General features: G+C 64.7%; 21 protein-coding genes and 1 tRNA gene. 12 read left to right on the top strand and 10 right to left on the bottom strand.

Annotation, left to right across the window (positions count from 1 at the left end; all coding sequences use genetic code 11):
* The first annotated feature begins 13 nt into the window (after nucleotides 1-13).
* The 4 genes from KPL76_RS00420 (at nucleotide 14) to KPL76_RS00405 (ending at nucleotide 6,256) form a co-directional block, all read left to right on the top strand.
* Complete coding sequence (locus KPL76_RS00420) at nucleotides 14-871, top strand: 3-hydroxyacyl-CoA dehydrogenase (RefSeq protein ID WP_216334422.1); 858 nt, start codon at nucleotides 14-16, stop codon at nucleotides 869-871.
* A gap of 171 nt (nucleotides 872-1,042) precedes the next feature.
* A complete protein-coding gene (locus tag KPL76_RS00415) occupies nucleotides 1,043-2,650 on the top strand; it encodes a GMC oxidoreductase (protein ID WP_216334421.1) in 1,608 nt (535 codons plus the stop codon).
* Complete coding sequence (locus KPL76_RS00410) at nucleotides 2,647-3,708, top strand: sugar phosphate isomerase/epimerase (RefSeq protein WP_216334420.1); 1,062 nt, start codon at nucleotides 2,647-2,649, stop codon at nucleotides 3,706-3,708. Before KPL76_RS00415 ends, KPL76_RS00410 begins: the two co-directional genes overlap by 4 nt.
* Nucleotides 3,709-3,781: 73 nt before the next feature.
* On the top strand, nucleotides 3,782-6,256 hold the full coding sequence (locus KPL76_RS00405; protein WP_216334419.1) for an excinuclease ABC subunit UvrA: 2,475 nt from the start codon (nucleotides 3,782-3,784) through the stop codon (nucleotides 6,254-6,256).
* Nucleotides 6,257-6,318: 62 nt separating this feature from the next.
* Here the strand turns inward: KPL76_RS00405 and KPL76_RS00400 are convergent.
* Nucleotides 6,319-6,391: transfer RNA gene (locus tag KPL76_RS00400), tRNA-Lys, on the bottom strand.
* Between the two features lie 164 nt (nucleotides 6,392-6,555).
* Here KPL76_RS00400 and KPL76_RS00395 point away from each other — a divergent pair.
* The 4 genes from KPL76_RS00395 to KPL76_RS00380 all read left to right on the top strand — a co-directional run bounded on the left by KPL76_RS00395 (nucleotide 6,556) and on the right by KPL76_RS00380 (nucleotide 9,253).
* Nucleotides 6,556-7,185 (top strand): DNA-directed RNA polymerase subunit beta, encoded by a 630-nt coding sequence (locus KPL76_RS00395; RefSeq protein WP_216334418.1) that lies wholly within the window; start codon nucleotides 6,556-6,558, stop codon nucleotides 7,183-7,185.
* Nucleotides 7,186-7,342: 157 nt separating this feature from the next.
* Nucleotides 7,343-7,741: a hypothetical protein gene (locus KPL76_RS00390; protein ID WP_216334417.1), complete on the top strand. Its 399-nt coding sequence runs from the start codon at nucleotides 7,343-7,345 to the stop codon at nucleotides 7,739-7,741.
* 97 nt (nucleotides 7,742-7,838) lie between these two features.
* The gene (locus KPL76_RS00385) at nucleotides 7,839-8,432 is read left to right on the top strand and encodes a sigma-70 family RNA polymerase sigma factor (RefSeq protein ID WP_216334416.1); all 594 of its coding nucleotides are present in this window, start codon (nucleotides 7,839-7,841) and stop codon (nucleotides 8,430-8,432) included.
* A complete protein-coding gene (locus KPL76_RS00380; RefSeq protein WP_216334415.1) occupies nucleotides 8,429-9,253 on the top strand; it encodes an anti-sigma factor domain-containing protein in 825 nt (274 codons plus the stop codon). Before KPL76_RS00385 ends, KPL76_RS00380 begins: the two co-directional genes overlap by 4 nt.
* A gap of 141 nt (nucleotides 9,254-9,394) precedes the next feature.
* Here the strand turns inward: KPL76_RS00380 and pstB are convergent, their stop codons facing one another.
* The 8 genes from pstB to KPL76_RS00340 all read right to left on the bottom strand — a co-directional run bounded on the left by pstB (nucleotide 9,395) and on the right by KPL76_RS00340 (nucleotide 18,832).
* Nucleotides 9,395-10,174, bottom strand: coding sequence for a phosphate ABC transporter ATP-binding protein PstB (pstB, locus tag KPL76_RS00375; RefSeq protein WP_216334414.1), 780 nt, complete (start codon nucleotides 10,172-10,174; stop codon nucleotides 9,395-9,397).
* Between the two features lie 66 nt (nucleotides 10,175-10,240).
* On the bottom strand, nucleotides 10,241-11,341 hold the full coding sequence (pstA, locus tag KPL76_RS00370; RefSeq protein WP_216334413.1) for a phosphate ABC transporter permease PstA: 1,101 nt from the start codon (nucleotides 11,339-11,341) through the stop codon (nucleotides 10,241-10,243).
* The gene (pstC, locus tag KPL76_RS00365) at nucleotides 11,338-12,441 is read right to left on the bottom strand and encodes a phosphate ABC transporter permease subunit PstC (RefSeq protein ID WP_371733968.1); all 1,104 of its coding nucleotides are present in this window, start codon (nucleotides 12,439-12,441) and stop codon (nucleotides 11,338-11,340) included. Before pstC ends, pstA begins: the two co-directional genes overlap by 4 nt.
* Before the next feature lie 223 nt (nucleotides 12,442-12,664).
* Nucleotides 12,665-13,792 (bottom strand): phosphate ABC transporter substrate-binding protein PstS, encoded by a 1,128-nt coding sequence (locus tag KPL76_RS00360; RefSeq protein ID WP_216334412.1) that lies wholly within the window; start codon nucleotides 13,790-13,792, stop codon nucleotides 12,665-12,667.
* 188 nt (nucleotides 13,793-13,980) lie between these two features.
* On the bottom strand, nucleotides 13,981-14,913 hold the full coding sequence (locus tag KPL76_RS00355) for an NUDIX domain-containing protein (protein ID WP_216334411.1): 933 nt from the start codon (nucleotides 14,911-14,913) through the stop codon (nucleotides 13,981-13,983).
* A gap of 28 nt (nucleotides 14,914-14,941) precedes the next feature.
* Nucleotides 14,942-17,122, bottom strand: coding sequence for an RNA degradosome polyphosphate kinase (locus tag KPL76_RS00350; RefSeq protein ID WP_216334410.1), 2,181 nt, complete (start codon nucleotides 17,120-17,122; stop codon nucleotides 14,942-14,944).
* A gap of 80 nt (nucleotides 17,123-17,202) precedes the next feature.
* Entirely contained in the window at nucleotides 17,203-18,162 is a 960-nt protein-coding gene (locus KPL76_RS00345; protein ID WP_216334409.1) for a GNAT family N-acetyltransferase, read from the bottom strand.
* Complete coding sequence (locus KPL76_RS00340; RefSeq protein WP_216334408.1) at nucleotides 18,140-18,832, bottom strand: response regulator transcription factor; 693 nt, start codon at nucleotides 18,830-18,832, stop codon at nucleotides 18,140-18,142. The genes KPL76_RS00345 and KPL76_RS00340 overlap by 23 nt, the downstream gene beginning before the upstream one ends.
* A 77-nt stretch (nucleotides 18,833-18,909) precedes the next feature.
* On the opposite strand from KPL76_RS00340, the gene KPL76_RS00335 reads away from it, so the two are divergent.
* The 4 genes from KPL76_RS00335 to KPL76_RS00320 all read left to right on the top strand — a co-directional run bounded on the left by KPL76_RS00335 (nucleotide 18,910) and on the right by KPL76_RS00320 (nucleotide 22,356).
* The gene (locus KPL76_RS00335) at nucleotides 18,910-19,185 is read left to right on the top strand and encodes a hypothetical protein (protein ID WP_216334407.1); all 276 of its coding nucleotides are present in this window, start codon (nucleotides 18,910-18,912) and stop codon (nucleotides 19,183-19,185) included.
* Between the two features lie 226 nt (nucleotides 19,186-19,411).
* Nucleotides 19,412-20,008 (top strand): FABP family protein, encoded by a 597-nt coding sequence (locus KPL76_RS00330; RefSeq protein WP_216334406.1) that lies wholly within the window; start codon nucleotides 19,412-19,414, stop codon nucleotides 20,006-20,008.
* A gap of 10 nt (nucleotides 20,009-20,018) precedes the next feature.
* Nucleotides 20,019-21,197, top strand: coding sequence for a folate-binding protein YgfZ (locus KPL76_RS00325; protein WP_216334405.1), 1,179 nt, complete (start codon nucleotides 20,019-20,021; stop codon nucleotides 21,195-21,197).
* 10 nt (nucleotides 21,198-21,207) lie between these two features.
* On the top strand, nucleotides 21,208-22,356 hold the full coding sequence (locus KPL76_RS00320) for an aromatic acid exporter family protein (RefSeq protein WP_216334404.1): 1,149 nt from the start codon (nucleotides 21,208-21,210) through the stop codon (nucleotides 22,354-22,356).
* Between the two features lie 56 nt (nucleotides 22,357-22,412).
* On the opposite strand, the gene KPL76_RS00315 is transcribed toward KPL76_RS00320, so the two are convergent.
* Nucleotides 22,413-23,225 (bottom strand): class I SAM-dependent methyltransferase, encoded by an 813-nt coding sequence (locus tag KPL76_RS00315; RefSeq protein ID WP_216334403.1) that lies wholly within the window; start codon nucleotides 23,223-23,225, stop codon nucleotides 22,413-22,415.
* Nucleotides 23,226-23,236 lie beyond the last annotated feature (11 nt).

The raw sequence follows: 23,236 nt of genomic DNA, 5'->3' as shown, positions 1-23,236 counted from the left end.
AAGAGGAGACCACATGTCGGCCATCAAGAAAGTCACCGTTCTCGGCACCGGAGTGCTCGGCTCGCAGATCGCCTTTCAGGCGGCGTTTCACGGGTTCGATGTCACTGCGTACGACATCAGCGAGGAGATCCTGGAGAAGGCGAAAGCCCGTTTCGCCCAACTCTCTGAGATCTACCAGGCCGACTCAGTCGTCGCCGCCACGAGAGAGCAGGCCGAGGCGGCGTTGGCCAGGCTGCTCCTTTCGTCCGACCTCGGTGAGGCGGTCGCCGATGCCGACCTGGTGATCGAGGCGGTTCCCGAACTGCTGGCGCTGAAGCGTGAGACGTACACCAGACTGGCGGCGCTGGCCCCGGCCAAAACGATCTTCGCGACCAACTCGTCGACCCTGCTTCCCAGCGATCTGAAGCAGTTCACCGGCCGCCCCGATCGCTTTCTCGCCCTGCACTATGCCAACAACGTCTGGCGCTTCAACACGGCCGAGATCATGGGCACCACCGACACGGATCCCGAGGTCTACCGGTCGGTCGTGGAATTCGCGAAGGCCAGTGGGTTGGTGCCGATCGAGCTGAAGAAGGAGAAGGCCGGGTACGTGCTGAACTCGCTCCTCGTACCGCTGCTGAACGCTGCCGCCGGCCTGCTGGTCGATGACATCGCAGACGTCGAAACGATCGACAAGACCTGGCGCATCGCCACTGGTGCGCCGGTCGGCCCGTTCCAGATCTACGACACGGTCGGCCTGACGACCGCCTACAACATTGCGTCTACCAGCCCAGATCCACGGTCGCAGAAGTTTGCGGCGCTGCTCAAAGAGAAGTACATCGACAAGGGAAAGCTCGGCGTCTCGACGGGTGAGGGGTTCTACACCTACTGACTCGGGCTGCAATCAGGTTCAGCCACGCAGTCTCGCGAACCGCGGCCTCGACCGTTGACGGGAGTCTGCCTCACCGTGTCTCGACCCGTCGCTATCGACGCGTGCAGCCAGTGTGGGTGGGCCCCGCTCTCGAACTCGCAGGGGTGATACTGGAGCAAACAGGAGAACGTCATGACAGAAACCACTCGTGCTGATGTGCTCATCGTCGGCAGTGGCATCATGGGTGCGGCAGCGACAGCCCTGCTGCGTGAGTCCGACCCGCGCACCCGAATCGTCATGGTCGACGGTGGCGTTGCGATCGGGAGAGCTCCTGGTGTGCACCTGCACGATGTCGCGGATCCCGAGCTCTGGTCGAAGTACAACCAGCGCGTTGCATCCGGAATTCAGGGCCTCTACACCGGGGCAGAGGTGATCGCCGATGTGGCGCGGGACGCCAGGCAACTCGAGCCGGGTATGGTGCACAGTTCGGCCTTCGGAGAAGATGCTGCGGCGATGCCGGCAAGCGCAATCGCGTGGAACGCGGGAGGAATGGGCGTGCACTGGACGGCCGCAACTCCATGGCCGGGTGCAGACGAGACCTTCGACTACGGCGACCCCGAGGCGTGGCAGGCCGATCTCGAGACCGCCAGGCGCCTGTTGAACGTGTCACCGTCACCGATCGGCCCGACCCGCGCCGGCGAGATTGTGCTCGACACCCTGTGCGGTCTCTTCGCGGGAAGGGTGAGCGCCGATCGCGGCCCGCAGCCCATGCCGATGGCGGTCGTCCCCACCGCGTCGGGTCTGCGGCCGCGCACGTCCCCATCGACGATCTTCCCCGCCATGGCCGCCGGGTTCGAGCTGGCCGGTGGCGAGCCGGGCGCGGGTGATGCAGCGCAACTCGACCCCGCCTTCACTCTGCTGCTGGGAACGATGGCAACGGGCATCCTCATCGACACCGACGGCACGCGAGTACTCGGGGCACGCGTGCGCCGCATCGCAGACGGCGCCGTTACCGATCTGCACGCCGACATCGTGTTGGTGTGCGCCGATACGGTGCGCACTCCGCAACTGTTGTTCGCCTCGGGCATCCGGTCTCCCGCCCTTGGCCGCTATCTGAACGAGCACGCATTCATCACCGGCCGGGTGCTGATGGATCTCGAACGCTTCGGTGTCACCACTGAGGAGCTGCCCCTTCCGCGCGAGGGGGAATTCTGCACCGACTCGCTCTGGATACCGCAGAACGGCAGCGTTCAGCCGTTTCACGGGCAGATCATGAACAGCACCTACGTCGACGAGGAGGGCACGCCGATCGCCTACTCGGTCGGGCTCTCGCTCTACACGCCGGTCGAGTCACGGCCCGAGAACAGGCTCGTGTTCTCTGACACCGAAACCGACCTCGTGGGCATGCCGAAGGTCACCTTCGAGTTCGCCTACTCCGAACGCGACCGCGCCCTGATCGACCGGGCACTCGATGAGGTCGAGACAATCGCTGAAGCTTTCGGTTCGTTCGACCCGGCGAGCGAGCGGATGCTCTTACCACCCGGGTCATCGCTTCACCTGACCGGCACCGTGCGCTCGGGCACGGCAGACGACGGAACCTGCGTCTGCGACCCGAGCGGGCGTGTGTGGGGGTACGACAACCTCTACGTCGCCGGCAACGGCGTCATCCCCACCGCGATCGTCGCGAATTCGACGCTCACCGGAACCGTCACTGCTGTGCGCGCTGCACGATCGATCATCCGCCAGCTCGCCCCGCAGCTCGCTGACAGGACCACCGAATCACCCGAAAGGACACTATGAAGAAGCTCGCTGGCGACCGTGTCGCGCTCAACCCGATCCAGTGGATCAATCTCAAAGCCGACCCCTCAGACCCCGCCAGCGAATCCCTGTGGCTCTTCGCCGAGCCGTCGTTCCGCGCCGACTACCCCGATGTGCTCAAGGCTGTGCGCGCATCCGGGTTCGAGGCTGTGATGATGCAGGTGCTCGACACGCAGACCCTGCAGAACTACCGCCGAATGGTCGAAGACGCCGGTCTCACTCTCGCACCCGGTTACGCGAGTGTGGCGCTGCCCGACGATCACGGCGTTGTGCTCAGACCTGGCAGTGCGGAGGGTGTGCGGTGGTTCGACGGCATACGCCGGATCGCCGAAGAGTCGAACTTCTTCTCACTCGACACGGTCTTTCTCGCGCCCGAAGTCTGGTGGGGCGAGCACGTAGTGCGCACACAGCGGCAGGTCGCCGTCGGTGCAGGGTTCGACCAGGGGCGACTGAATCGCGTCATCGACCTGCTCGGCACGGCCGCCGAGGTGCTCATCGAAGAGGGAATTCGAGCCGGGTTGCACAATCATGTCGGCACCTGGATCGAGACCGAAGCCGAAATCGAACAAGCCCTCAGTGACATTCCGGCGAGCCTGTTGGGAGCATCCTTCGACATCGGTCACCTGGCCTGGGCGGGAATCGACCCGGTGGCCATGATCAGCAGGCACCAGGACCGCCTGGTCGACCTGCACCTGAAGGACCTCGATCTGACCATCGCCAGAAAGACGCTGATCACACCGACCTCGTACAACGATGCCACCGACGAGGGTATCTTTCTCGAGCCCGGCCTGGGAGACCTCGACCTCGATGGCGTCATCGATGCCCTGCCCGACGAGTGGGCGGGTTGGATGATCGTCGAGGTCGACCGCGCATCCATGCCCCCGGCGGCGAGCGCCGATGTGAGCTGGAAGTGGGTCAGCGAGCGAATCGAACCGCTCCCTGAGCGAACACCCACCCCCGATCCAAATGGTCTGGTCACCGAATCGGGCCGAGCAGGTGGCGCGCCTGCGCGCCTCCCAGATTCCGCCCAAACGGCCTGACGCCCAAACGGCATAACGCCCGCGGGGTTGCAAGCCCTCATCGATTTCACGGCCCGACGATAAAATTGGGTGAATGTCTGCCACTCGCACCCGCCATGCTCCTGCCAGTCCGAGGGATTCGGAAGAGAGCCCGAGCGACGACGCATCCCCAAAGCGATCGACGCCGGCGAACGGCTTCATTCGTGTACGGGGTGCGCGCGAGAACAATCTGCGAAGCGTCGACGTCGATGTGCCGCGAGACAGCATCGTCGCGTTCACGGGCGTCTCGGGATCGGGTAAGTCGTCTCTGGCGTTCGGCACGATCTTCGCCGAGGCGCAACGCCGGTTTCTCGAGTCGGTGGCGCCGTACGCCAGGCGACTGATCGCCCAGGGGTCGACCCCGCACGTCGATTCGATCACCGGGTTACCGCCGGCCGTCGCGCTCCAGCAGCGGAGAGGTGCGCCCAGCTCTCGGTCGAGCGTCGGAACCGTGACGACCCTGTCGAACTCCGTTCGGATGCTGTACTCCCGGGCCGGCACGTACCCTGAGGGTGCGACGCGCCTCGAGTCGGATTCGTTCTCACCCAACACGGTGGCTGGGGCGTGCCCGCGGTGTCACGGTCTCGGTATCGCCCATGAAGTGACCGAGGCGTCGGCCGTCCGTGATGACGGGCTCAGCATTCGCGAGGGCGCGATCACCGCGTGGCCGGGGGCGTGGCAGGGCAAGAACCTGCGCGATGTGACGGCGGGGCTGGGTTACGACATCGACCGGCCCTGGCGTGAGCTGCCCCGAGAAGAACGCGAGTGGCTGCTGTTCACTGAAGAACAGCCGGTGGTCGAGGTGCATCCGCAGCGTGATCGAGTCGCCAAACCGTACAGGGGGCGGTTCTGGAGTGCCCGCCAGTTCGTCATGCACACCCTCGCCGATTCGAAGAGCGAATCGCAACGCACCAAGGTGTTGCAGTTCGTCGAGTCCGGCCGGTGCTCACTGTGCGGTGGCAGCGGGCTCACCCGGGCGGCCCTGTCGGTGACGGTCGGTGGCCTGACGATCGCGGAGCTCAACGCGCTCACTCTCGGCGAACTCACCGAGACGCTGAGGCCGATAGCCTCGCAGAAGGATGCCCTGCCAGCCACGTCGCGGGCATCATCCGGTGAGCACACCGAGGTCGCCGTGACGATCTCGCGCGACCTCGTGGGCAGGGTCGAGGTGCTCACGAGCCTGGGCCTCGGCTACCTGAGCCTCGACCGGGCAACGCCCACGCTGTCGCCGGGCGAGATGCAACGCCTGCGCATCGCCACCCAGCTGCGGTCAGGTTTGTTCGGCGTCGTCTACGTTCTCGACGAACCGAGCGCGGGGCTGCACCCGGCCGATGCTGAACCGCTCATCGATGTTCTCGAGAGCCTGCGGGCAAGTGGTAACAGCGTTTTCGTCGTCGAGCACGACATGGATATCGTGCGCCGGGCGGACTGGATCGTCGACGTGGGCCCAGGTGCCGGCTCGGGCGGGGGAGAGGTCCTCTACAGTGGGCCGGTTGCCGGCCTGGCTGCGGTCGACGCATCCGTGACCCGCCGTTTTCTGCAGCCGAAGCCGAAAGACACGACGCAGGATGCACGGCGAGCCCCGGAGGCGTGGCTCCAGCTGCGCGATGTCACGCTCCACAACCTGCAACACCTCGACGCCGATGTGCCGCTGGGCGTGCTCACTGCCGTGACCGGGGTGTCGGGGTCGGGAAAGTCCACACTGGTGGGGAGGGTCCTCGCCGAGCGCGCCACGCAGCATCCACTCATCGACCGGGTCGTGCAGGTCGATCAGAAGGCCATCGGCAGAACCCCGCGGTCGAACCTCGCGACGTATACCGGGCTGTTCGATGCGGTCCGAGCCACCTTTGCGGCGACCGACGAAGCGCGGGCCAGGGGATGGTCGGCGGGGCGGTTCTCGTTCAACGTCGTCGGCGGCAGATGCGAGGTCTGCCAGGGTGAAGGATATGTTTCGGTCGAGTTGCTGTTTCTTCCGGGCAGCTGGGGGCCGTGCCCGGAGTGCCACGGCAGCCGGTACAACGCCCAGACGCTCGAGGTGCTGTGGCGGGGAGCATCCATCGCCGATGTGCTCTCGATGACGGTCGAGGCCGCGGCGCCGTTTCTCGCGGACGTGCCAGCTGCCTCCAAAGCCCTCGAGACCCTGCGCCAGGTCGGGCTCGGCTACCTGAGGCTCGGTCAGCCCGCCACCCAGCTGTCGGGAGGTGAGGCACAGCGCATCAAGCTCGCCACCGAGCTTCAGCGCTCGAGATCCGGTCACACCCTCTATCTATTGGATGAACCGACCACCGGTTTGCATCCGGCCGACGTCGAACTGCTCATCGCTCAGCTCGGCCGTCTGGTCGACACCGGGAATACGGTCGTTGTCGTCGAGCACTCGATGGCCGTCGTCGCTGCCGCAGACCACGTCATCGACATGGGCCCCTCCGGTGGTGCGGATGGCGGACGGATCGTCGCCTCGGGCACGCCGGATGCCGTGGCCCAGGATTCTGCGAGCCGCACGGCGCCGTACCTTCGAAGCTATCTCGCGTAACGGTTCGCACTCGAGAGCCTGGGTCTGTATCAGCGGAACAGTGCTCAAGCGGCCAGTCTGGGTGGGCCCCGTCGGGCTCGAACCGACGACCCACGGATTAAAAGTCCGATGCTCTACCAACTGAGCTAGAGGCCCTTGACGACCAATCTACCGGGTTCATGCCCGAGTTCTAAATTGAGCCCTGACGAACGTCGATGGCTGCACGTTTGCCGACTGTTGCCGACCAGTACAGGTCGCTCGATTCAATCTGAAGTACCGTTGGAGGGCACGAAATGCACCACCAGGAAAGGGGCACCAGGTTGGCAGAAGACTTTCACAAGCCGACGTTGTTCGCCGGATCGACCTTCGAGGCGTTCCAGGGCGGCGATGACCCCGCCCACATCAGCCGGCTCGCTCACGACACCGCTGCGGCTTTGCTCAGCCGGGTGAGAGCAGATCCTGACGCAGGGGTCATCGACAGGCTGATCGCCTACACCGATGTGAACGGCATCGATGCGATCGCCGAGCTGTGGTCCCGATCATCTGCGCGCAGTCTGCCCGGTGCGCTGTGGCGCATCTACCTGCTGAGGGCCCTCACGCGGCAAGACCCAGAGCAGTCGAGTTTCATCTACCAACGCGGGGCCGATCTCTCGCTCACCATTGACCCCGTGGTTGCCGGCGCCCCGAACCCGACCGGCCCAGAAGAGATCACCGCGCTTGCCGACCAGATTCTGCGTGGACTCTTCGAGGGGGACTTCGCTGTAGCGCTCGACCGTGCCGCCGCATTCTGCCGGCTGATGTCGAGCGGCTGTGCGAGTCTCGCCGACGACGCCGAGACCACGTCGGCAGAGCGGGCTACGGCTTTGACGACGAGAGCGCTGCGTTTTCATTCGATTGCGGCCGACCTCACGGCCTGTGCCAGACTCTGGCGGAGCGGGAGCCTCGACTGATGTTCGCTCACCGCGCACTGTGATCGCCTGTGGCTGATCACTTGATAAACTGTTACAGCCGGGCCGCAGTAACCCCGGGCTCCAAATTTAGCCGCTCAGAGCGGCCTCGCGCCGAGAGGCGTTTCTGCGGCCCGGTATCTCCTGCAGGCAGTGCCCGGTGAACGTGTTTCGTTTTGCCGCCACCTTCTGGGCCGTTCTGGCACTCGCACTGAACGCCTACATCCATTTCACCCTCGCGCCCGAAGTATCGACCGTCGAGGGCTCGCTGATGAACCTCGGCACGCTCTATCTGATCGAAGCGGCCGTCAATACGCTCGCCGCGATCCTCCTCGTCATCAGGCCGCGGCTCTGGACCGCCGTCTTCGCGATCCTGGTTGCCCTGGCGGGCCTCGCGATGCTCGTCGCCTCGGTATGGATGCCCGTGCACCTGCCATTCGGGCTGCCGATGGTGCCCATGAGTTCGTGGACGACAGAGAAGGCGGTCTCGGCAGCAGCCCAGTTCCTGGTGCTCTTCAGCGGCACGATCATCGCGGTGACGGGTCGCCCCCGCACGTAGTGCGAACGGTGGAAGACCAATCCGCCTGCGCTGCGGCTCCGAATGATGATTGTCAAGAGCAACACCCATCAAACATCTCGTGAGGCGCAAACCTGACATGCTTAAGCTTGTGACCCACCAGAGCGAAGAAGACGATCCCGTCCAGGAGACCAGTCTCGACACTCTGCTGGAGAGGATTGCAACCGCAGACCAGCGAGCGTTCTCTGAGCTGTACGACCGGGTCTCCCCCCGGGTGATGGGATTGGTCAGGCGATTGCTGGTGAATCCGGCGCAGTCCGAAGAGGTGACCCAGGAGATCTTCCTGGAGATCTGGAAGACTGCGAACAGATTCGACACCGATCGTGGCGCGGCAATGTCGTGGATCCTCACGATGACCCACCGCCGTGCCGTAGACAGGGTTCGTGCTTCGCAGTCGGGGCACGACCGCGACCTGAAGATCGGCATCAGGGACATTGAACGGGAATACGACCAGGTTGCCGAAACCGTCGAGATCCGAATCGAACATGAAAGGGTGAAGAAGGCCATGAGCCAGTTGACAGAACTGCAGCGACAGGCCATTTCCCTTGCCTATTACGGCGGCTACAGCCACAGTGAGGTCGCCGAATTGCTTCACGTGCCGGTTGGCACTGTGAAGACGCGACTGCGCGACGGAATGATCCGTCTGCGCGATGAGATGGGCGTGGCGAAATGACCCACGACGAGTTCTACCTCCTGTCGGGTGCATATGCCCTCGACGCCCTGAGTCCAGAGGAGAAGGCAGCGTTCGAGGCCGCTCTGGCCGAATCTCCCGAACTTGCACGTGAAGCCGATGAGCTCGCGGCGACTGCGACATTGCTTGCCCTTTCGGCCGTGCCCGTGCAGCCCTCTTCGTCACTGAAGGCGACACTGATGGCTCAGCTGGCCACCACGCCCCAGGATTCGTCGACACGGCACGGCGTCACGCCCGAGGCTGTCTTCGGCGCGGTTCCGACCGCTTCCGAGCATCCGGAGACCGATTCGTCGAACAGCGGGTCACGCGCCGAACTCAAGGCCCGCTCACGCTGGTTCACCCGGCCTGCCGGAATCCTCGTCGCCGCCGCCGCAGCAGTAGCACTCTTCGTCGGCGGTGGCTTCGTCGGCACCGCACTCACCCAGAGCGGCACCAACAGCTCGCAGGATGCGTCTGCCAGCGCTCTGGCCGAACTCTACGCGGCGTCTGACGTTCAGAGCGCTCACAGCACGATCGAGGGCGGGGGAGAAGCCACCGTGATGTGGTCGAGCAGGCTGGCGAAGTCCGCCGTCATCGCGCAGGGGCTCGCTTCGCTTCCGTCATCAAAGACGTATGAGGCGTGGTACATCAACGGCTCGACGGTCACCCCGGCAGGTACCTTCACGCCCGGCGGTGACAACACCACGTGGCATGTGCTCAGCGGCAAGATGGCTCCCGGCGACACCGTGGGCGTCACCGTGGAGCCGGCTGGCGGCTCCCAGGCACCCACCACGACTCCGATCATCGCCGTCACCAGCAGCTGAACCCGTTGCCCTGGAGTTCGGGCCTGCGCGTCTGACTCGAAGCCTCTGACCCGAAGGCTCTGACCCGAAGGCTCTGGCCCGAAACTTCTGACCCGGCGGCCAAGTGGGCCGAGGGCCGGCGGCCCGAGCGGATGATCGGGTTTAGCCGAATCGACCGCTGACGTAGTCTTCGGTCTCCTTGACCGACGGGCTGCCGAAGATGGTGGTCGTGTCGTTGTACTCGATCAGCTTGCCGGGCTTGCCGGTGCCGGCGATGTTGAAGAACGCTGTGCGGTCGGAGACGCGGCTGGCCTGCTGCATGTTGTGGGTCACGATGACGATCGTGTAGTCCTCTTTGAGCTCGGTGATGAGGTCTTCGATCGCCAGTGTGGAGATCGGGTCGAGTGCCGAGCAGGGCTCATCCATCAGCAGTACGTCGGGCGAGACCGTGATCGCGCGGGCGATGCAGAGGCGCTGCTGCTGGCCGCCGGAGAGGCCGCCGCCGGGCAGGCTCAGGCGATCCTTCACCTCGTTCCAGAGGTTCGCACCGCGCAGCCCCTTCTCGACGAGGTCGTCGCCGTCTGCCTTGGTGAGGCGCTTGTTGTTCAATTTCAGCCCGGCGAGAACATTGTCGCGAATGGACATCGTGGGGAACGGGTTTGCGCGCTGGAACACCATTCCGACCTGCCGGCGAACCATCACCGGGTCGACTCCGGGGTCATAGAGGTTGTTGCCGTCGATCAGCACTTCACCCTTGACGTAGGCGCCGGGAATCACTTCGTGCATGCGGTTGAGCGTGCGGAGGAACGTCGATTTTCCGCAGCCGGAGGGGCCGATGAAGGCCGTGACGGTGCGGGGCTCGATCGTGATCGTGACCCCTTCGACAGCGAGAAAGTCGCTGTAGTAGACGTTGAGGTCGTTGACTTCGATTCGCTTCGACACAGTGATCCTTTTACGAGAGTGCGGGGAGGAGTGAGGGAGAGGGGAGGCCGGGTTCGGGCCTGCGGGTCACCGCGAACCCTTGGGTGCGAAGATCTTCGCGACCACGCGGGCGATGAGGTTCAGAATGACGACCAGTATGACGAGCAGCAGAGCGGCACCCCAGGCAGTGGCGTTGGATGCGGCAATGTCCTTACCGGGGAACGCATAGCCCGTATAGGCAAGCACCGGCAGGGTCTGCATCGGGCCGTCGAAGGGGTTCGCGTTGAAGTTGTCGGTGAAGCTCGCCGCGAGAAAGATCGGTGCGGTTTCGCCGATGACCCGCGCGACCGCGAGCATGATTCCGGTGATCAGGCCGGCGATGGCAGTCGGCAGCACGATCTTCACAATGGTCGAGAACTTCGACACCCCGAGAGCGTACGAGGCTTCACGCAAGTCTCCGGGAACGAGTCGCAGCATCTCTTCGCACGCACGTACCACCGTGGGAATCATCAGTACAGACAGGGCGACGGAGGCAGAGAAGCCGCTGAAGGCCTTCGGCCCCACGATGATCGAGAACAGAGAGAAGGCGAACAGGCCGGCGACGATCGAGGGGATGCCCGTCATCACATCGACGAGAAATGTCACTGTGCGGGCGAGCCACTGCTTGGGCAGGGCGTATTCCACAAGGTAGATGGAGGTGAACAGGCCGATTGGAATGGAGATCAGTGCGGCGATTCCGGTGATGATCAAGGTTCCTACGATGGCTTGCAGCGCGCCCGGAGTCTGGGTCACCTCAAGGGTGTCGGGGTTGAAGCTTGAGGCGCCGGTCTGCGTGATGAACGACCAGCTGAGCTCACCGATCCCCTGGGCGACGACCGTGGCAAGAGTGGAGACCAGGGGGATCAGTGCAAGCAGGAACGCGACGGTGACCAAGCCACGGACCAGCCGGTCAGTGGCTTTCCGCCTGTTCTCCACGACAACCGAGAGGATGCCGAGAGCGATGAGGTAGACGAATGCCGTGAGTACGAGCCAGCCGACGACGGTGAAGCCGATGAGCAGCAACAACAGGGCGCTGACAAGTGCGGCAGCACCGAGTACGTAGAGTTCGACGAAGCGCGGCAGTTGGCCTGTGGTCAGCGAGTTGCCGACGGGCCCCGAAGGCTTCACGCGCGGGCTGAGGGCGGTCAATATCTCGCTCCTTCGATGTCTTCTTCGGGCGTTGGCCCCTCGTCGTCGATGATTCCGACGCGCCCTGGCCCGGATACCACGTCGATTGCGGTGGCTGAAGCGAAATCACCGGCCGGAACGCGACTGAGCGGGCCCGGCGTGAGAGGGGCGGTCTTGCCCTTCTTCCGCTTGCCCCGCTTGCCACTGACGATCACGCGGGCGATCGAGTTCACCGCCAGCGAGATGACGAACAGCATGAGGCCGGTGCCGATGAGAGCGTCTCGCTGCAGGGTGGTGGCGATCGGGAAGTTCAGCGCGATGTTGGCTGCAATGGTCTGGGAGTTCTGACCTTCGGTGATGAGGCGAACCGAAACGAGAATTGCTGGCGAGATGATGAGGGCAATCGCCATGGTTTCACCCAGGGCCCGGCCAAGGCCCAGCAGGGTGGCACTCACGATGCCTGATTTGGCGTAGGGGAAGACCGACAGGCGGATCATCTCCCAGCGCGTGGCACCCAGGGCCAGCGCGGCCTCTTCGTGCAGGCGCGGGGTCTGCAGGAAGATCTCGCGAGAGATCGAGGTGATGATCGGCAGGATCATCACGGCCAGCACCAGCGCGCCCGCAAGAATAGTCGACCCTGTCGTGGTGACCGGGCCGCCGAAGAGGGGGATCCATCCGAGATTCGCGCTCAGCCAGTCAGACAGCGGCAGCAGGAAGGGGCGGATCACGATGATGCCCCAGAGGCCGAAGACGATCGAAGGCACTGCGGCGAGCAGGTCGACCAGGTAGCCGAGGATGCTCGCCAGCCGCCTCGGCGCATAGTGCGAGATGAACAACGCGATGCCGATGCCGACGGGTGCGCCGAACAGCAGGGCGATGGCGGCCGACCAGAGCGTGCCCCAGATGAGTGGGCCGACATACGACCAGAAGTTGGGGAACCCGGCGGTGGGCCCGGTGTTGAGCTGCGGATCGGTCTGCCAGTTGGCGACGATCGCAGGAATGGCCGAGATGATGAGGAACAGGGCCACGCCGGCGAGGATGATCATGATGAGCACGGCGGAGCCGGTGCTCATGAACCGGAAGATGAAGTCTCCCGGCCGAATGCGGGTGGAGCGCCCGATGGCGGCAGCGTCGTTGCGATCGCTACCGCCATCAGGCGAGGTGGAGCTGGTGGTCTGTGCCGGGCCGCCGGACGCGCTTTCAGAAGCAGAGTGCACTGAGGTTCTGTTGCTCACAGCGTTCTTTCTTGAGAGTTCGTGTCGGGGAATTGGCCGGTACAGAGATGCTAGCCGCGCGACGCGCTGGGGAGAAGCGCCCGCTCAGGGCGCCTCTCCCGCTTGCCAACTACTTGACGGTGGCCAGCGTGGTCTGGATCTGCGTCAGCATTGAGTCGGGGATCGGCGCAGAACCTGCGTTCTTGGCAGCGACGTTCTGGCCGACGGTCGACGCGACGAACCCGATGAACGACTTCGTCAGGGTGGCCTGGGCCGGGTCCTTGAAGACCGTGCAGAGGATCTGGTACGAGACCAGCGGAATCGGGTACGCGTCGGTCACGGTGGTGAGCTTCGTGTAGTCGATCTTCTGTGACAGGTCGCCCGTGGTGGTCGGAACGGTCGTCGCGGCAGCGGCGAACGCAGCGGTGGCGGCTTCCTGGCTGAAGGCGATCTTGTTGATCGTTGCAGCGGTGGCCTTGCCGATTGCGCTGTGGTCGGCGTAACCGATTGTTCCAGATCCTGCACCGACGGCCTGGACGACGCCCGATCCGCCCTTCTGCGAGGAGACGTTGCCCGTGACAGGCCACGCGTTGCTCGCCGGGAAGGTCCAGACGGACTTGGCCGTCGTGCTCAAGAAGTTGCTGAAGGTCTGCGTCGTTCCGGAACCGTCTGAACGGGCGACCGTTGTGATGGCCGTTGCGGGCAGTGTCGCGCCGGGGTTGTCGGCGACGATCGCTGGGTCGTTCCAGGTCGTGATCGCGAGCGAGAAGATCTTGGCGAGCGTCTCCGTCGACAGGTTCAGGTTCGTGACGCCCGGGAGGTTGTAGATGATCGCGACGCCGTCGAGGTAGACGGGGAGGTTCACGGCACCGCCGGGGCCACAGATGGTCTGCGAGCTGGTCTGCTGGTCAGCCTTGAGGGGCGAGTCGGAACCGGCGAAGTCGTAGCTTCCGGCGAGGAAGTTGGTGACGCCACCGCCCGAGCCCTGTGACTTGTCGTAGTTGACCGTGACGCCAGTGACCTGTGCGTTGTAGGCGGTGACCCAGGCGTTCTCGGCGTTGGCCTGAGCGCTCGAGCCGCCGGCGGTGACGGTGCCCTTGAGCGTGGTGTCGAGTGTGGGGCCGGCAACGCCTGCTGATGCGGAGCTGCTGGGGGAGGTGGTGCTCGATCCGCTGGTGCCAGACGATGAGCACGCGGAGAGCGCGAGGGCGGCCGCCATGAAGACAGCTCCTGTCGCGGCCACATTCTTGAACTTCACTGTGTTCCCTTCAATTGGGGTAGTCCACCGGCTCCCGCAAGTGATCGGGAGCGGATGCCGGCGGGGCCGGTGCAGGCCCTTTGCGAAAGTACGCCGAAGGCGTGACCACGTTCCTCCCGGGAGGTGAACGGAAGGTTAACGGCGGGCGACGAAATGGTCGGAGGCAGGCGTGGATCGGGCATCCATCGTCACGCCAGTTGTGGCACGTGGGTCTCTATCGCGATGATGCCTGAGCCCGGTTTGTCGACCGACAGGTGCAGAACGCTGAACCCGGCCACGGGCAGATCGCCCGCCCTGGTGAGCGAGGCCTGGCGTGTGCCGCCTGCCGCGAGGCCGACTTCGCGAACGATCTCCGGAAGTACGGGACCGTGTGCGCACACGATCGCGCTGGTGAGCTTTCGAACGCGCTTGGCAACGATGTGGCGTACGTCGCTGGTGCCTTCTTCGAAAGCGTCCTGGCTGATGAGGTTCGTCTTCCGTACGCGGATCTCTGTCGACTCCGAGAACGGCGTGACCGTTTCGATACAACGCCTGGCTGTGCTGCTGACGACCACGCCAGGGCCGAATGCCCGAAGGGCCGGAACGATCACGTTCGCCTCAGTTCGCCCCCGGTGGGTGAGTGGTCGGAGGGAATCCGGGCCGTCGAACTCTGAGCCGGGAATGGTCTTGGCGTGCCTCAGCGCAATGATCGCGAAGGTGCGGGAGACTCCCTGGTCGATGAGCAGCTGGAATCGTTCCAGCACTTCGACGTCACGCTCGTAGGTCAGGGCCTTCTTCGCCTTGCGCAACGACATCCACTCGCAGCCTGCGACCTCGACGCCTGGCGTGAACGTCGAAGACGCGTGCGCCTCAGGGCTGACCTCTGCTGCCCAGTAATAGACGACTTTGTCGCGGTTGTTGGGCATGGTGTAGCTGGTGACACCGAGAGGTACGCCGAGGTCGACGGCAAGGCCGGTCTCTTCGAGAACCTCGCGAACCGCCGTTTCAGGCAGGGTTTCGCCGGCCTCGACCTTGCCCTTGGGCAGGGACACGTCATTGCGCTGGCCGCGATGGATCACCAGGATCCGGATCTTGCCGCCGTCGAACCGCCAGCAGACGGCTCCTGCTGCATAGATGGTCATCGCGTGACACCTTCCCGCACGATCCGGGTCAACGAAGAATTCCCGGCCGCTTGCGGCGCGACGTCAGATACATCAGGCGGTCCTGCAGGTCGATGAGGGGTTCTCCCGATTCACTCGTGGTGTGCCTCGTCCATTCACCCTCGCTGTCGAGCCACCACGAGGTGACCGTGTCTGACATCGCCAGTTCGAAGAGCGAGTGGATCTCCTTGAGGTGATCGGGTGCAACCAATCGGACAAGAGCTTCGATTCTCCGGTCGAGGTTGCGGTGCATCATGTCTGAACTGCCGATGAAGACCTGCGGGTCGCCGTTGTTCGCGAACGAGAAGATGCGGGAGTGTTCGAGATACCGCCCCAGGATCGACCGCACCCTGATGTTCTCGCTGAGCTCCGGCACTCCGGGTTTGATGCCGCAGATACCCCGGACCCAGATGTCGATCGGCACTCCGGCCTGGCTCGCCCGGTAGAGGGCGTCGATGATCGCCTCATCGACGATGGAGTTCAGTTTGATCTGGATGCCCGAAGGCAGGCCCTGGGACGCGTTGGTGGCCTCCTGCGCGATGCGCTTGAGGAGGCCTTTCCGCAGGTGCAGGGGGGCGACCAGAAGTCGTTTGAACTTCTTCTCGATCGCGTAGCCCGAGAGCTCGTTGAACAGGCGGGTGAGGTCTTTGCCCACCTGGTCGTCCATCGTGAATAGCCCGAAGTCCTCGTAGATGCGGGAGGTCTTGGGGTTGTAGTTGCCCGTGCCGATGTGACTGTAGTGCTTGAGCTTTCCCTTCTCACGGCGCACAACCAGCGCGAGCTTGCAGTGCGTCTTGAGGCCGACGAGTCCGTAGACCACGTGAACCCCGGCCTTCTCGAGCTTGCGGGCCCACGAGATGTTCGCCTGCTCGTCGAAGCGGGCCTTGATCTCGACGAGGGCGAGCACCTGCTTTCCCGATTCGGCGGCATCGATCAGGGCTTCGACGATCGGGCTGTCTCCGCTTGTGCGATACAGCGTCTGCTTGATGGCGAGCACATCGGGGTCGGCCGCAGCCTGCTCCAGAAATGCCTGCACGCTCGTGGCGAACGATTCGTACGGGTGGTGCACCAGGATGTCCTGGCGTGCGATGGCTTTGAAGATGTCGGGCCGGGCATTCGGCTCCGGCGGCAGCAGGAACACGTTCGTCGTCGGCACGTGCTTCGGGTACTTCAGGTCGGGGCGTTCGAGCTTGCTCAGTTCGAAGAGCCCGCCGAGGTCGAGGGGGGCCGCCAGACGGTACACCTCCTGCTCGGTGACATCGAGTTCACGCACGATCAGACCGAGGGTCACATCATCCATGTCTTCGGTGATCTCGAGGCGAATGGGGGGGCCGAAGCGTCGCTTCAGCAGCTCTTTCTCGAGAGCCTGGATGAGGTTCTCTGTGTCGTCTTCTTCGATTTCGACGTCTTCGTTGCGGGTGACCCTGAAGACGTGGTGCTCGAGCACCTCCATGCCCGGGAAGAGATGGCTCAGGTGATTGGCGATCAGGTCTTCGAGGCTGATGAACCGAACGTTCTTGGTGCGCTCGCGGGGGTCGACACGCACGAACCTCGGCAAGACCTGCGGCACCTTGAGGCGGGCGAACTCCTGCCTCTCGGATTTCGGGTTGCGAACGCGCACAGAGAGGTTGAGCGAGAGCCCGGAGATGTAGGGGAAGGGGTGAGCAGGGTCGACGGCGAGCGGCATCAGCACCGGGAAGATCTCGTCGCTGAAGACCTCGGTCAGGCGGTCTCTGTCGGCCTGGTCGAGTGAGTCCCAGGTGACGATGTGCACGCCGGCGTCGTCGAGCGCGGGCTTCACGAGGGCCTGGTAGGCCTTCGCGTGGCGCTCCTGCAGCTCGTGGACGACCAGGGAGATGTCGTCGAGCACGTCTTGCGGGGTGCGGCCGATGTTCGTGGGCACGGCGAGGCCAGTGACGATGCGGCGCTTGAGACCGGCGACCCGCACCATGAAGAATTCGTCGAGGTTGCTGGCGAAGATCGCGAGAAAGTTCGAGCGTTCGAGCACCGGGATCGACTCGTCTTCGGCGAGTTCGAGTACGCGTCGGTTGAACGCGAGCCAGCTCAGCTCGCGGTCGAGGTACCGACCCTCCGGCAAAGCCGGGTCGTCGGGGTCTTCGATGATTTCGAAGTCGTCGTCGAGGTAATCGCTGCCCACACCTGCGTCGAGGGTGATGTTGTCGCCGTCCATCCCATCATCATGTCACTCGCAGACAAACCGTGAGAGTAAACGGCCCGTGAACGGCTCCCGATGGTGACCCTGCACGGTCGTCAGGATGTGCGACGGTACTGCACATCCACCGTGAAATCGGTGAACCCGAGACTGCGGTACAGCGCGACCGCCGCTGGATTCTCTTCGTCGACATAGAGTGCGGCGACAGTGCACCCTCGATTGCCCAGGCGTTCGAGCCCGGCGTTCATCAGCTCGCGGCCGAGCCCTCTGCCGGCTTCGGCGGAATCGACGCCGATCACGTAGATCTCTCCGACGGTCGGGTCTTCGGGGTCGATCTTCAACCAGTTGTACCCGATCATCACTGCCTCGGCAGAACGGGCGACGAGAAAGTCATCTGCCTCGAACCAGGGTTCGTCCATTCGCGCGTGCAGATCGTCGATGGTCAGGCGACCCTGTTCCGGATGCCCGGCGAACACTCGCGCGTTCAGTGCGACCCAGTCGGCGTCGTCGTCACCGGGTCGAAATGCGTCGATATGTGCCGTCACAGCTCGCATCACTTCGCCGCCTCGCTGGTTGAGGAGCGCGACTTCGCCGTGCATATCGAAACCGATGTCGCCTGATGGTTTCGATGCGCCGCGCTCCGCGTGGCTACTCAACCGGTGGTGATCGAGCGGCATCCGCAGCTGCAGCAGGTTGCGAATCGCGGTGAAACCGTGCGTCGCGGCGAGTCGCCGGCTCGCGGGGTGATCGCCATGGGCCCACGCGTAGGGGGGAGTGGCTTCGGTGAGCAGGCGCTCGAGGAGCTCGGTTCCGTATCCGCGCCGCCGGGAGTCAGGATCGACGACGAGTTCGAGGCTGTCATCACTGACGGCGGCGACCGCGACAAGGGTCTCGCCAGCGAAGGCGGTGTGGAGACGGATCGCACCCGGGCGGGCATCCAACATCGTCTGGTCGCTGAAGGGCGGCTGGCCGTCGGAACGTGCTGCCCGGGCAGCCAGAGCCTCTGCTTCGCTGAATGCGAAAGAGTCGGCCGGGTCAGGAGTTTCGAGCCTGAGCAAGGCGATCGTTCTCGTCTTCGAAGAAGTTGAAGCGGTAGCCGACGTTGCGCACCGTGCCGATGAGCGATTCGAGGTCGCCGAGCTTCGCTCGCAGGCGCCTGACGTGCACATCGACCGTGCGGGTGCCACCGAAGTAGTCGTAACCCCAGACCTCACTGAGCAGCTGCTCGCGGGTGAACACGCGTGACGGGTTCAGAGCGAAGAAGCGCAGGAGTTCGAACTCCTTGAATGTCAGGTCGAGGGGGCGGCCGTGAACCCGTGCCGAGTAGCTGGCTTCGTCGATGACGACCCCGGAGGCCTGGATCTTCGACGAGGACTGCTCCTGCACCTGCCGCCCGATGGCGAGCCGGATGCGCGTGTCGACCTCTGCCGGGCCGGCCGACTCGAGCAGCACGTCTGCCGCACCCCACTCGGCGCTGACGGCGGTCAGACCGCCTTCAGTGAGAATGAGCACGATCGGCACACCGATGCCCGTCGTCTTCAGGATCTTGCACAGTGACCTGGCGCTCGCGAGGTCGCGTCGGGCATCGATGAAGATCAGGTCGCAGTTGGGCGTGTTCACCAACTGAGCCGCCTCGGCGGGAATCTGCCTCGTGCGGTGACTGAGCAATGAGAGCGCGGGGAGAACCTCTTTGTCGACCGCAGAGGTCAGGATCAACAACTGCGCCACAGAGATCCTCCAGATATTGCCTGTCGCAATACTAGCGCGCCGGCCAGAATCCCATTCGCATCGGGCAGAATGGTGCTGTGGTCATCGATCGAAAAGGCGTACTCCTGGCCAGGAGCGTTGCACCTGTGTGGATTCTCGCTTTCGTGGGAGCCGTGCTGGTCGGCATCTTCTCGCCGCCGGCGCAGTACGACGTCTACCTTCCCGCTGTACTCGGTGCTCTCGTGATCGTGACGTTCATCGTGCAGCTGGCTTTCACCCACCCCGAAGGGTTCGTCGACAGGGTCGCCGCGGGCGTGGCTGGCTCGTTCGTCATCCTGGGACTGGCCACGGCGGTTCTCGCGCTGGTCTCCTGATCGCTGTTTGCTGCCAGACGAGCCCATCTCCCAGCAACCCGCTCCTCCCAGAGACGCACACGTCCTGGCGCAACCTCTAAGATTGAGGCATGTCATATGTGCCTCTTGAACTCTTCTACCTCGGGCTCCTCGGTCTCGCCGGGGTCGGCATCGCCTTCACCTCCATCGTGATTCTTCTGCGCCTGTTCCGCGGGCAGCGCTGATCGCTGCTGACAGCGGTCACCGGATGATCGACCTGCCTTCCGGGCTCCCTCCCGAGATCGTGCCACTGTCGTGGCTGCTCGGGGTATGGGAAGGCACCGGAGTCATCGACTACGCCGTCGGCGACCAGAAGGTCAGCCACGAATTCGGGCAACGGATCAGCTTCAGCCACGACGGCCTGCCGTATCTGAACTACAGCTCGTACTCGTGGCTGCTCGACGAGAAACAGACGCCTCTCGTCACCGAGATGGGTTATTGGCGGCTCAGCCGGCCTTCGGTCGAGGGTGACCCCGGGCCTGGAATGCTGCCGGGCGCCGACCCCCGCCCCTACGCCTCCACCGAGGCAGTAGAAGAACTTCGGAACTCCGAAGGCGGCTTCGACATCGAGGTGTCGTTGCTGCACCCCGGAGGTGTCGACGAGCTCTACGTCGGCCAGGTGAAGGCGGCACGCATCGATCTGGCCACCGACGCGGTGATGCGCTCGCATTCGGCGAAGGAATATTCTGCCGCCACACGTATTTATGGACTGGTAGCCGGGCATCTCCTCTGGGCCTGGGATATCGCGGCGCTCGGGCAGGATCTGCGCACACACGCCTCGGCCCGCCTCGCCAAAACAGATTGACAGTGAACACATGACGTCACCATTCCTCGCGTTGCCCGGTGCCGTCGACTCCAGTGGTGAAGATGCCGGAGTCGCAGCGCACTATGGCAATCCTCTGCGTGAACAACGACTCCTGCAGGGCGGTGCCATCGTCGATCTCTCGAACCGCGGCGTCATCTCTGTGACGGGCCCCGACCGTCTGAGCTGGCTCGACTCTGTCACCAGCCAGGCGCTCAAGGGTCTGGCTGCAGGCGATTCGACCGAAACCCTGTTGCTCGATCCGAGCGGTCACGTCGAACACGCGATCCGGGTCTTCGACGACGGTGTGACGGCCTGGCTGCTGGTGGATGCCTCAGAGACACTCGCGCTCGCGGCCTGGCTCGACCGGATGAGATTCACCCTGCGGGTCGAGGTCGTCGACCGTACCGCCGATTTCGCGACGATCGGCTGGATGCCGCCGCAGGAACCTGCGCTCTCAGGCTCGGGGAGCAGCGTGGGGAACGGCACCGACAGTGCGTCAATCATCGAAGCGTTCGCCGCTGCCCCGGCTGGCGTGGCCCTCACCTGGAGCGATCCGTGGACTGCTGTGGCAACCGGCGGTCACCAGTATGCAGCGGTCGACCGTCATCCCGGTGAGGACTTCCCGTGGCGGGAGACCCTGGTCGAGCGGGCCGACCTGACTGCCCTCGCCCAGCGCGCCTCCGAGCGACACATCGAGGTCGCGGGCGTGCTTGCCGCAGAAGCGCTGCGCATCGCCGCCTGGCGACCGCGCCTCAGCTCGGAGGCCGACGAGAAACTGATCCCCCACGAGGTCGACTGGATACGCTCAGCAGTACACCTCAACAAAGGCTGCTACCGCGGCCAGGAGACGGTGGCGAAGGTGCACAACCTGGGTCACCCACCCCGGCGCCTCGTGATGTTGCATCTCGACGGCTCTGACGCGGTGTTGCCCGCAGCAGGCGATGCAGTCGTCGTGCTCGATGACCCCGAGAACACGGTGGGCACCATCACGTCCTGTGCCCTGCATTTCGAGCTCGGCCCGATCGCCCTGGCCCTGGTGAAGCGGTCGACACCCGTCGACGCTCCCCTCGCTGTGGCCAGCGAGTCGATCCTTGTGCCGGCCTCGCAGGAGGTCATCGTTCCTCCGGAGGCGGGGGCCGCCGTCGGCCGCATTCCCCGCCTTCCGCGGCTTGGCGCCCAGCGCCGGTAAGGCTGCGCGCGTGCCACCGACATCGAACGCGCGCGAAACCGCATCAGCGGGGAGTGCCGCAAAGGCCAGGGCGGGAGGCTTCTCCCGCTGGCTCGGTTCAGCGACGAGCGCCGGGTTTCGCCGCGCGGGTGCCTCGGCACCCGCCATCCTGCAGCTGGTGGTCGCCGTCGTCGCCGCCTATTCGGTGACGCATTACGGGCTCGGCCACGCGGCACCGATCACCGCGGTGACGGTGACGCTCTCGAGCCTTGGTTTCGTTCGCGATGCCAGACCCGTGCGGGTACTCGAGACGGCCATCGGTGTCACGCTCGGCATCACCCTCAGCGAGCTGATTCTGATGGCCTTCGGGCAGGGCATCTGGCAACTCGGCGTGAGTGTCGCTGTCACGCTCTTCGCGGCGAGGATCATCTCACCAGCACCGGGATTCGCGGTGATCGCCGGCGTGCAGTCGGCGCTGGTCGCGATGCTCCCGGCTGTGCAGGGCGGCCCCTTCACGCGAACGATCGACGGGCTCGTCGGCGGAGCGATCGCGCTCCTCGTCACGGCTCTGATTCCGCGGGACCCCCGGCGATTCGCCCTCGCCGACGCCAGGCGGGTGCTGCGGGTCTTCTCCGACATCGTGTCAGACCTCGTCATCGAACTTCGTCGAGGCCCCGAGAACGACGTCGATCGCGTGCTCGAAGACGCACGGCGCACCCAGCCCCTCATCGACCAGTGGCGTGCCTCGCTCGAATCTGCTCTGGGCATCGCCCGCATCTCGCCGTTTCTGCGGCGACGCCTGCCTGAGCTGAAACGGCAGAAGGTCATGCTCGCCGGGGTCGACCTGGCGATTCGCGACCTGCGGGTGGTGATCAGGCGTCTCTCGGTGATCATGCGCGACGGGCAGCCGCGGCCTCAGTTCGCCGACCTCTTCGATGGCCTCGTCGGTGCGTTGAGTCTCCTCGAGCAGAGCCTCACCGACCCGATGGTGCGCCCGTTGGCGCGCCAGCATCTGATTCTGATCGCTGTGCGGCTCGACCCTGACGAGCTGTTTCCTGAAAACACCATGGTCGAGATCTCTGTGGTTCTCGAATTGCGGCCGCTCGTGATGGATCTGCTGACCGCCACCGGGCTGTCTGTGGCCGAGGCGCGGGCGTCGCTGCCGACTCTGCCCGCCTGAGGCCCGACCGAGCTCAACGAGCCGGGCTGACCAGTACGGGCCGACCGGCGAGGACGCTAACTCAGCGGCGCAACGGCATCCCACGCCACCGTCAGTTCGCCGAGCTTCCAGCGCGCGGCGGCGCCCAGCACGGGCCACCCGGACGCGGCAAGTGAGCGGACACTGGCGACCCATCGCTGACGGGGCCCGTACACCGAGAGCGGCGCGTTGTGCTGCCACGCGCGGTCGAGTTCGACCAGTAGGCGATGGATGCCCTCACCCTCGACATTCCGGTGAATCAGTACCTTCGGCAGGCGCTCCGCCACGATCGACGGGTGTTCGAGCCCGGCCAGCCGCAGCGAGACCGTCAACGACCTGGCTCCTGATGCGTCTATCGTCACCCAGCTAGACACGCGCCCGATCTCATCGCACGTGCCCTCGACGAGAACGCCGTCGGGCTGCAGCCGCCCCACCATGAGCGCCCAGGCCGCGGCCACATCACTCTCGTCGTACTGCCGAAGCACGTTGAAGGCACGGATGATCGCTGCCCCCGTGTGCCCGGCAAGCGGTGTCTCAAACCCCCCGACGGCGAAGCTCACTCGCGCGTCAGTCGCGAACCCTGTGCCGCCCTTCCTGACCTCGGCGAGTTGTCGCTGTGCCGCCAGAACCCGTTCAGGAGAGATCTCAACCCCGACGACCTCGATATCGGGGCGCACTTTCGCCAGGCGATGGTGGAGTTCGAGAGCCGTCACCGCGCTCGCCCCGAAGCCCAGGTCGACCACGACGGGGTCGTTGGCGGTGAGCAGGATCGGAAGCGTCGCAAGGTAGCGGTCGACCCGCCTGAGCCGATTCGTGTTCGTGGTTCCGCGGGTGATCTCGCCGATGGGCATAGTCCTAGACT

Origin of the sequence: Subtercola sp. PAMC28395 (assembly GCF_018889995.1) — a bacterium.
In the GTDB taxonomy this organism is placed as follows: Bacteria; Actinomycetota; Actinomycetes; order Actinomycetales; family Microbacteriaceae; genus Subtercola.
Note: the sequence above shows the minus strand (reverse complement) of the source record. Positions and strands in the feature narration are given on the sequence as shown.

Excerpts from the sequence above, each read along its gene's own strand:
- KPL76_RS00350 (WP_216334410.1), bottom strand. The coding sequence starts at position 17,122 with ATGGACGGCGACAACATCACCCTCGACGCAGGTGTGGGCAGCGATTAC.
- KPL76_RS00315 (WP_216334403.1), bottom strand. The coding sequence starts at position 23,225 with ATGCCCATCGGCGAGATCACCCGCGGAACCACGAACACGAATCGGCTC.
- KPL76_RS00325 (WP_216334405.1), top strand. The coding sequence starts at position 20,019 with ATGACGTCACCATTCCTCGCGTTGCCCGGTGCCGTCGACTCCAGTGGT.
- KPL76_RS00380 (WP_216334415.1), top strand. The coding sequence starts at position 8,429 with ATGACCCACGACGAGTTCTACCTCCTGTCGGGTGCATATGCCCTCGAC.
- KPL76_RS00405 (WP_216334419.1), top strand. The coding sequence starts at position 3,782 with ATGTCTGCCACTCGCACCCGCCATGCTCCTGCCAGTCCGAGGGATTCG.
- KPL76_RS00355 (WP_216334411.1), bottom strand. The coding sequence starts at position 14,913 with ATGACCATCTATGCAGCAGGAGCCGTCTGCTGGCGGTTCGACGGCGGC.
- KPL76_RS00330 (WP_216334406.1), top strand. The coding sequence starts at position 19,412 with ATGATCGACCTGCCTTCCGGGCTCCCTCCCGAGATCGTGCCACTGTCG.
- KPL76_RS00415 (WP_216334421.1), top strand. The coding sequence starts at position 1,043 with ATGACAGAAACCACTCGTGCTGATGTGCTCATCGTCGGCAGTGGCATC.
- KPL76_RS00410 (WP_216334420.1), top strand. The coding sequence starts at position 2,647 with ATGAAGAAGCTCGCTGGCGACCGTGTCGCGCTCAACCCGATCCAGTGG.
- KPL76_RS00385 (WP_216334416.1), top strand. The coding sequence starts at position 7,839 with ATGCTTAAGCTTGTGACCCACCAGAGCGAAGAAGACGATCCCGTCCAG.
- KPL76_RS00420 (WP_216334422.1), top strand. The coding sequence starts at position 14 with ATGTCGGCCATCAAGAAAGTCACCGTTCTCGGCACCGGAGTGCTCGGC.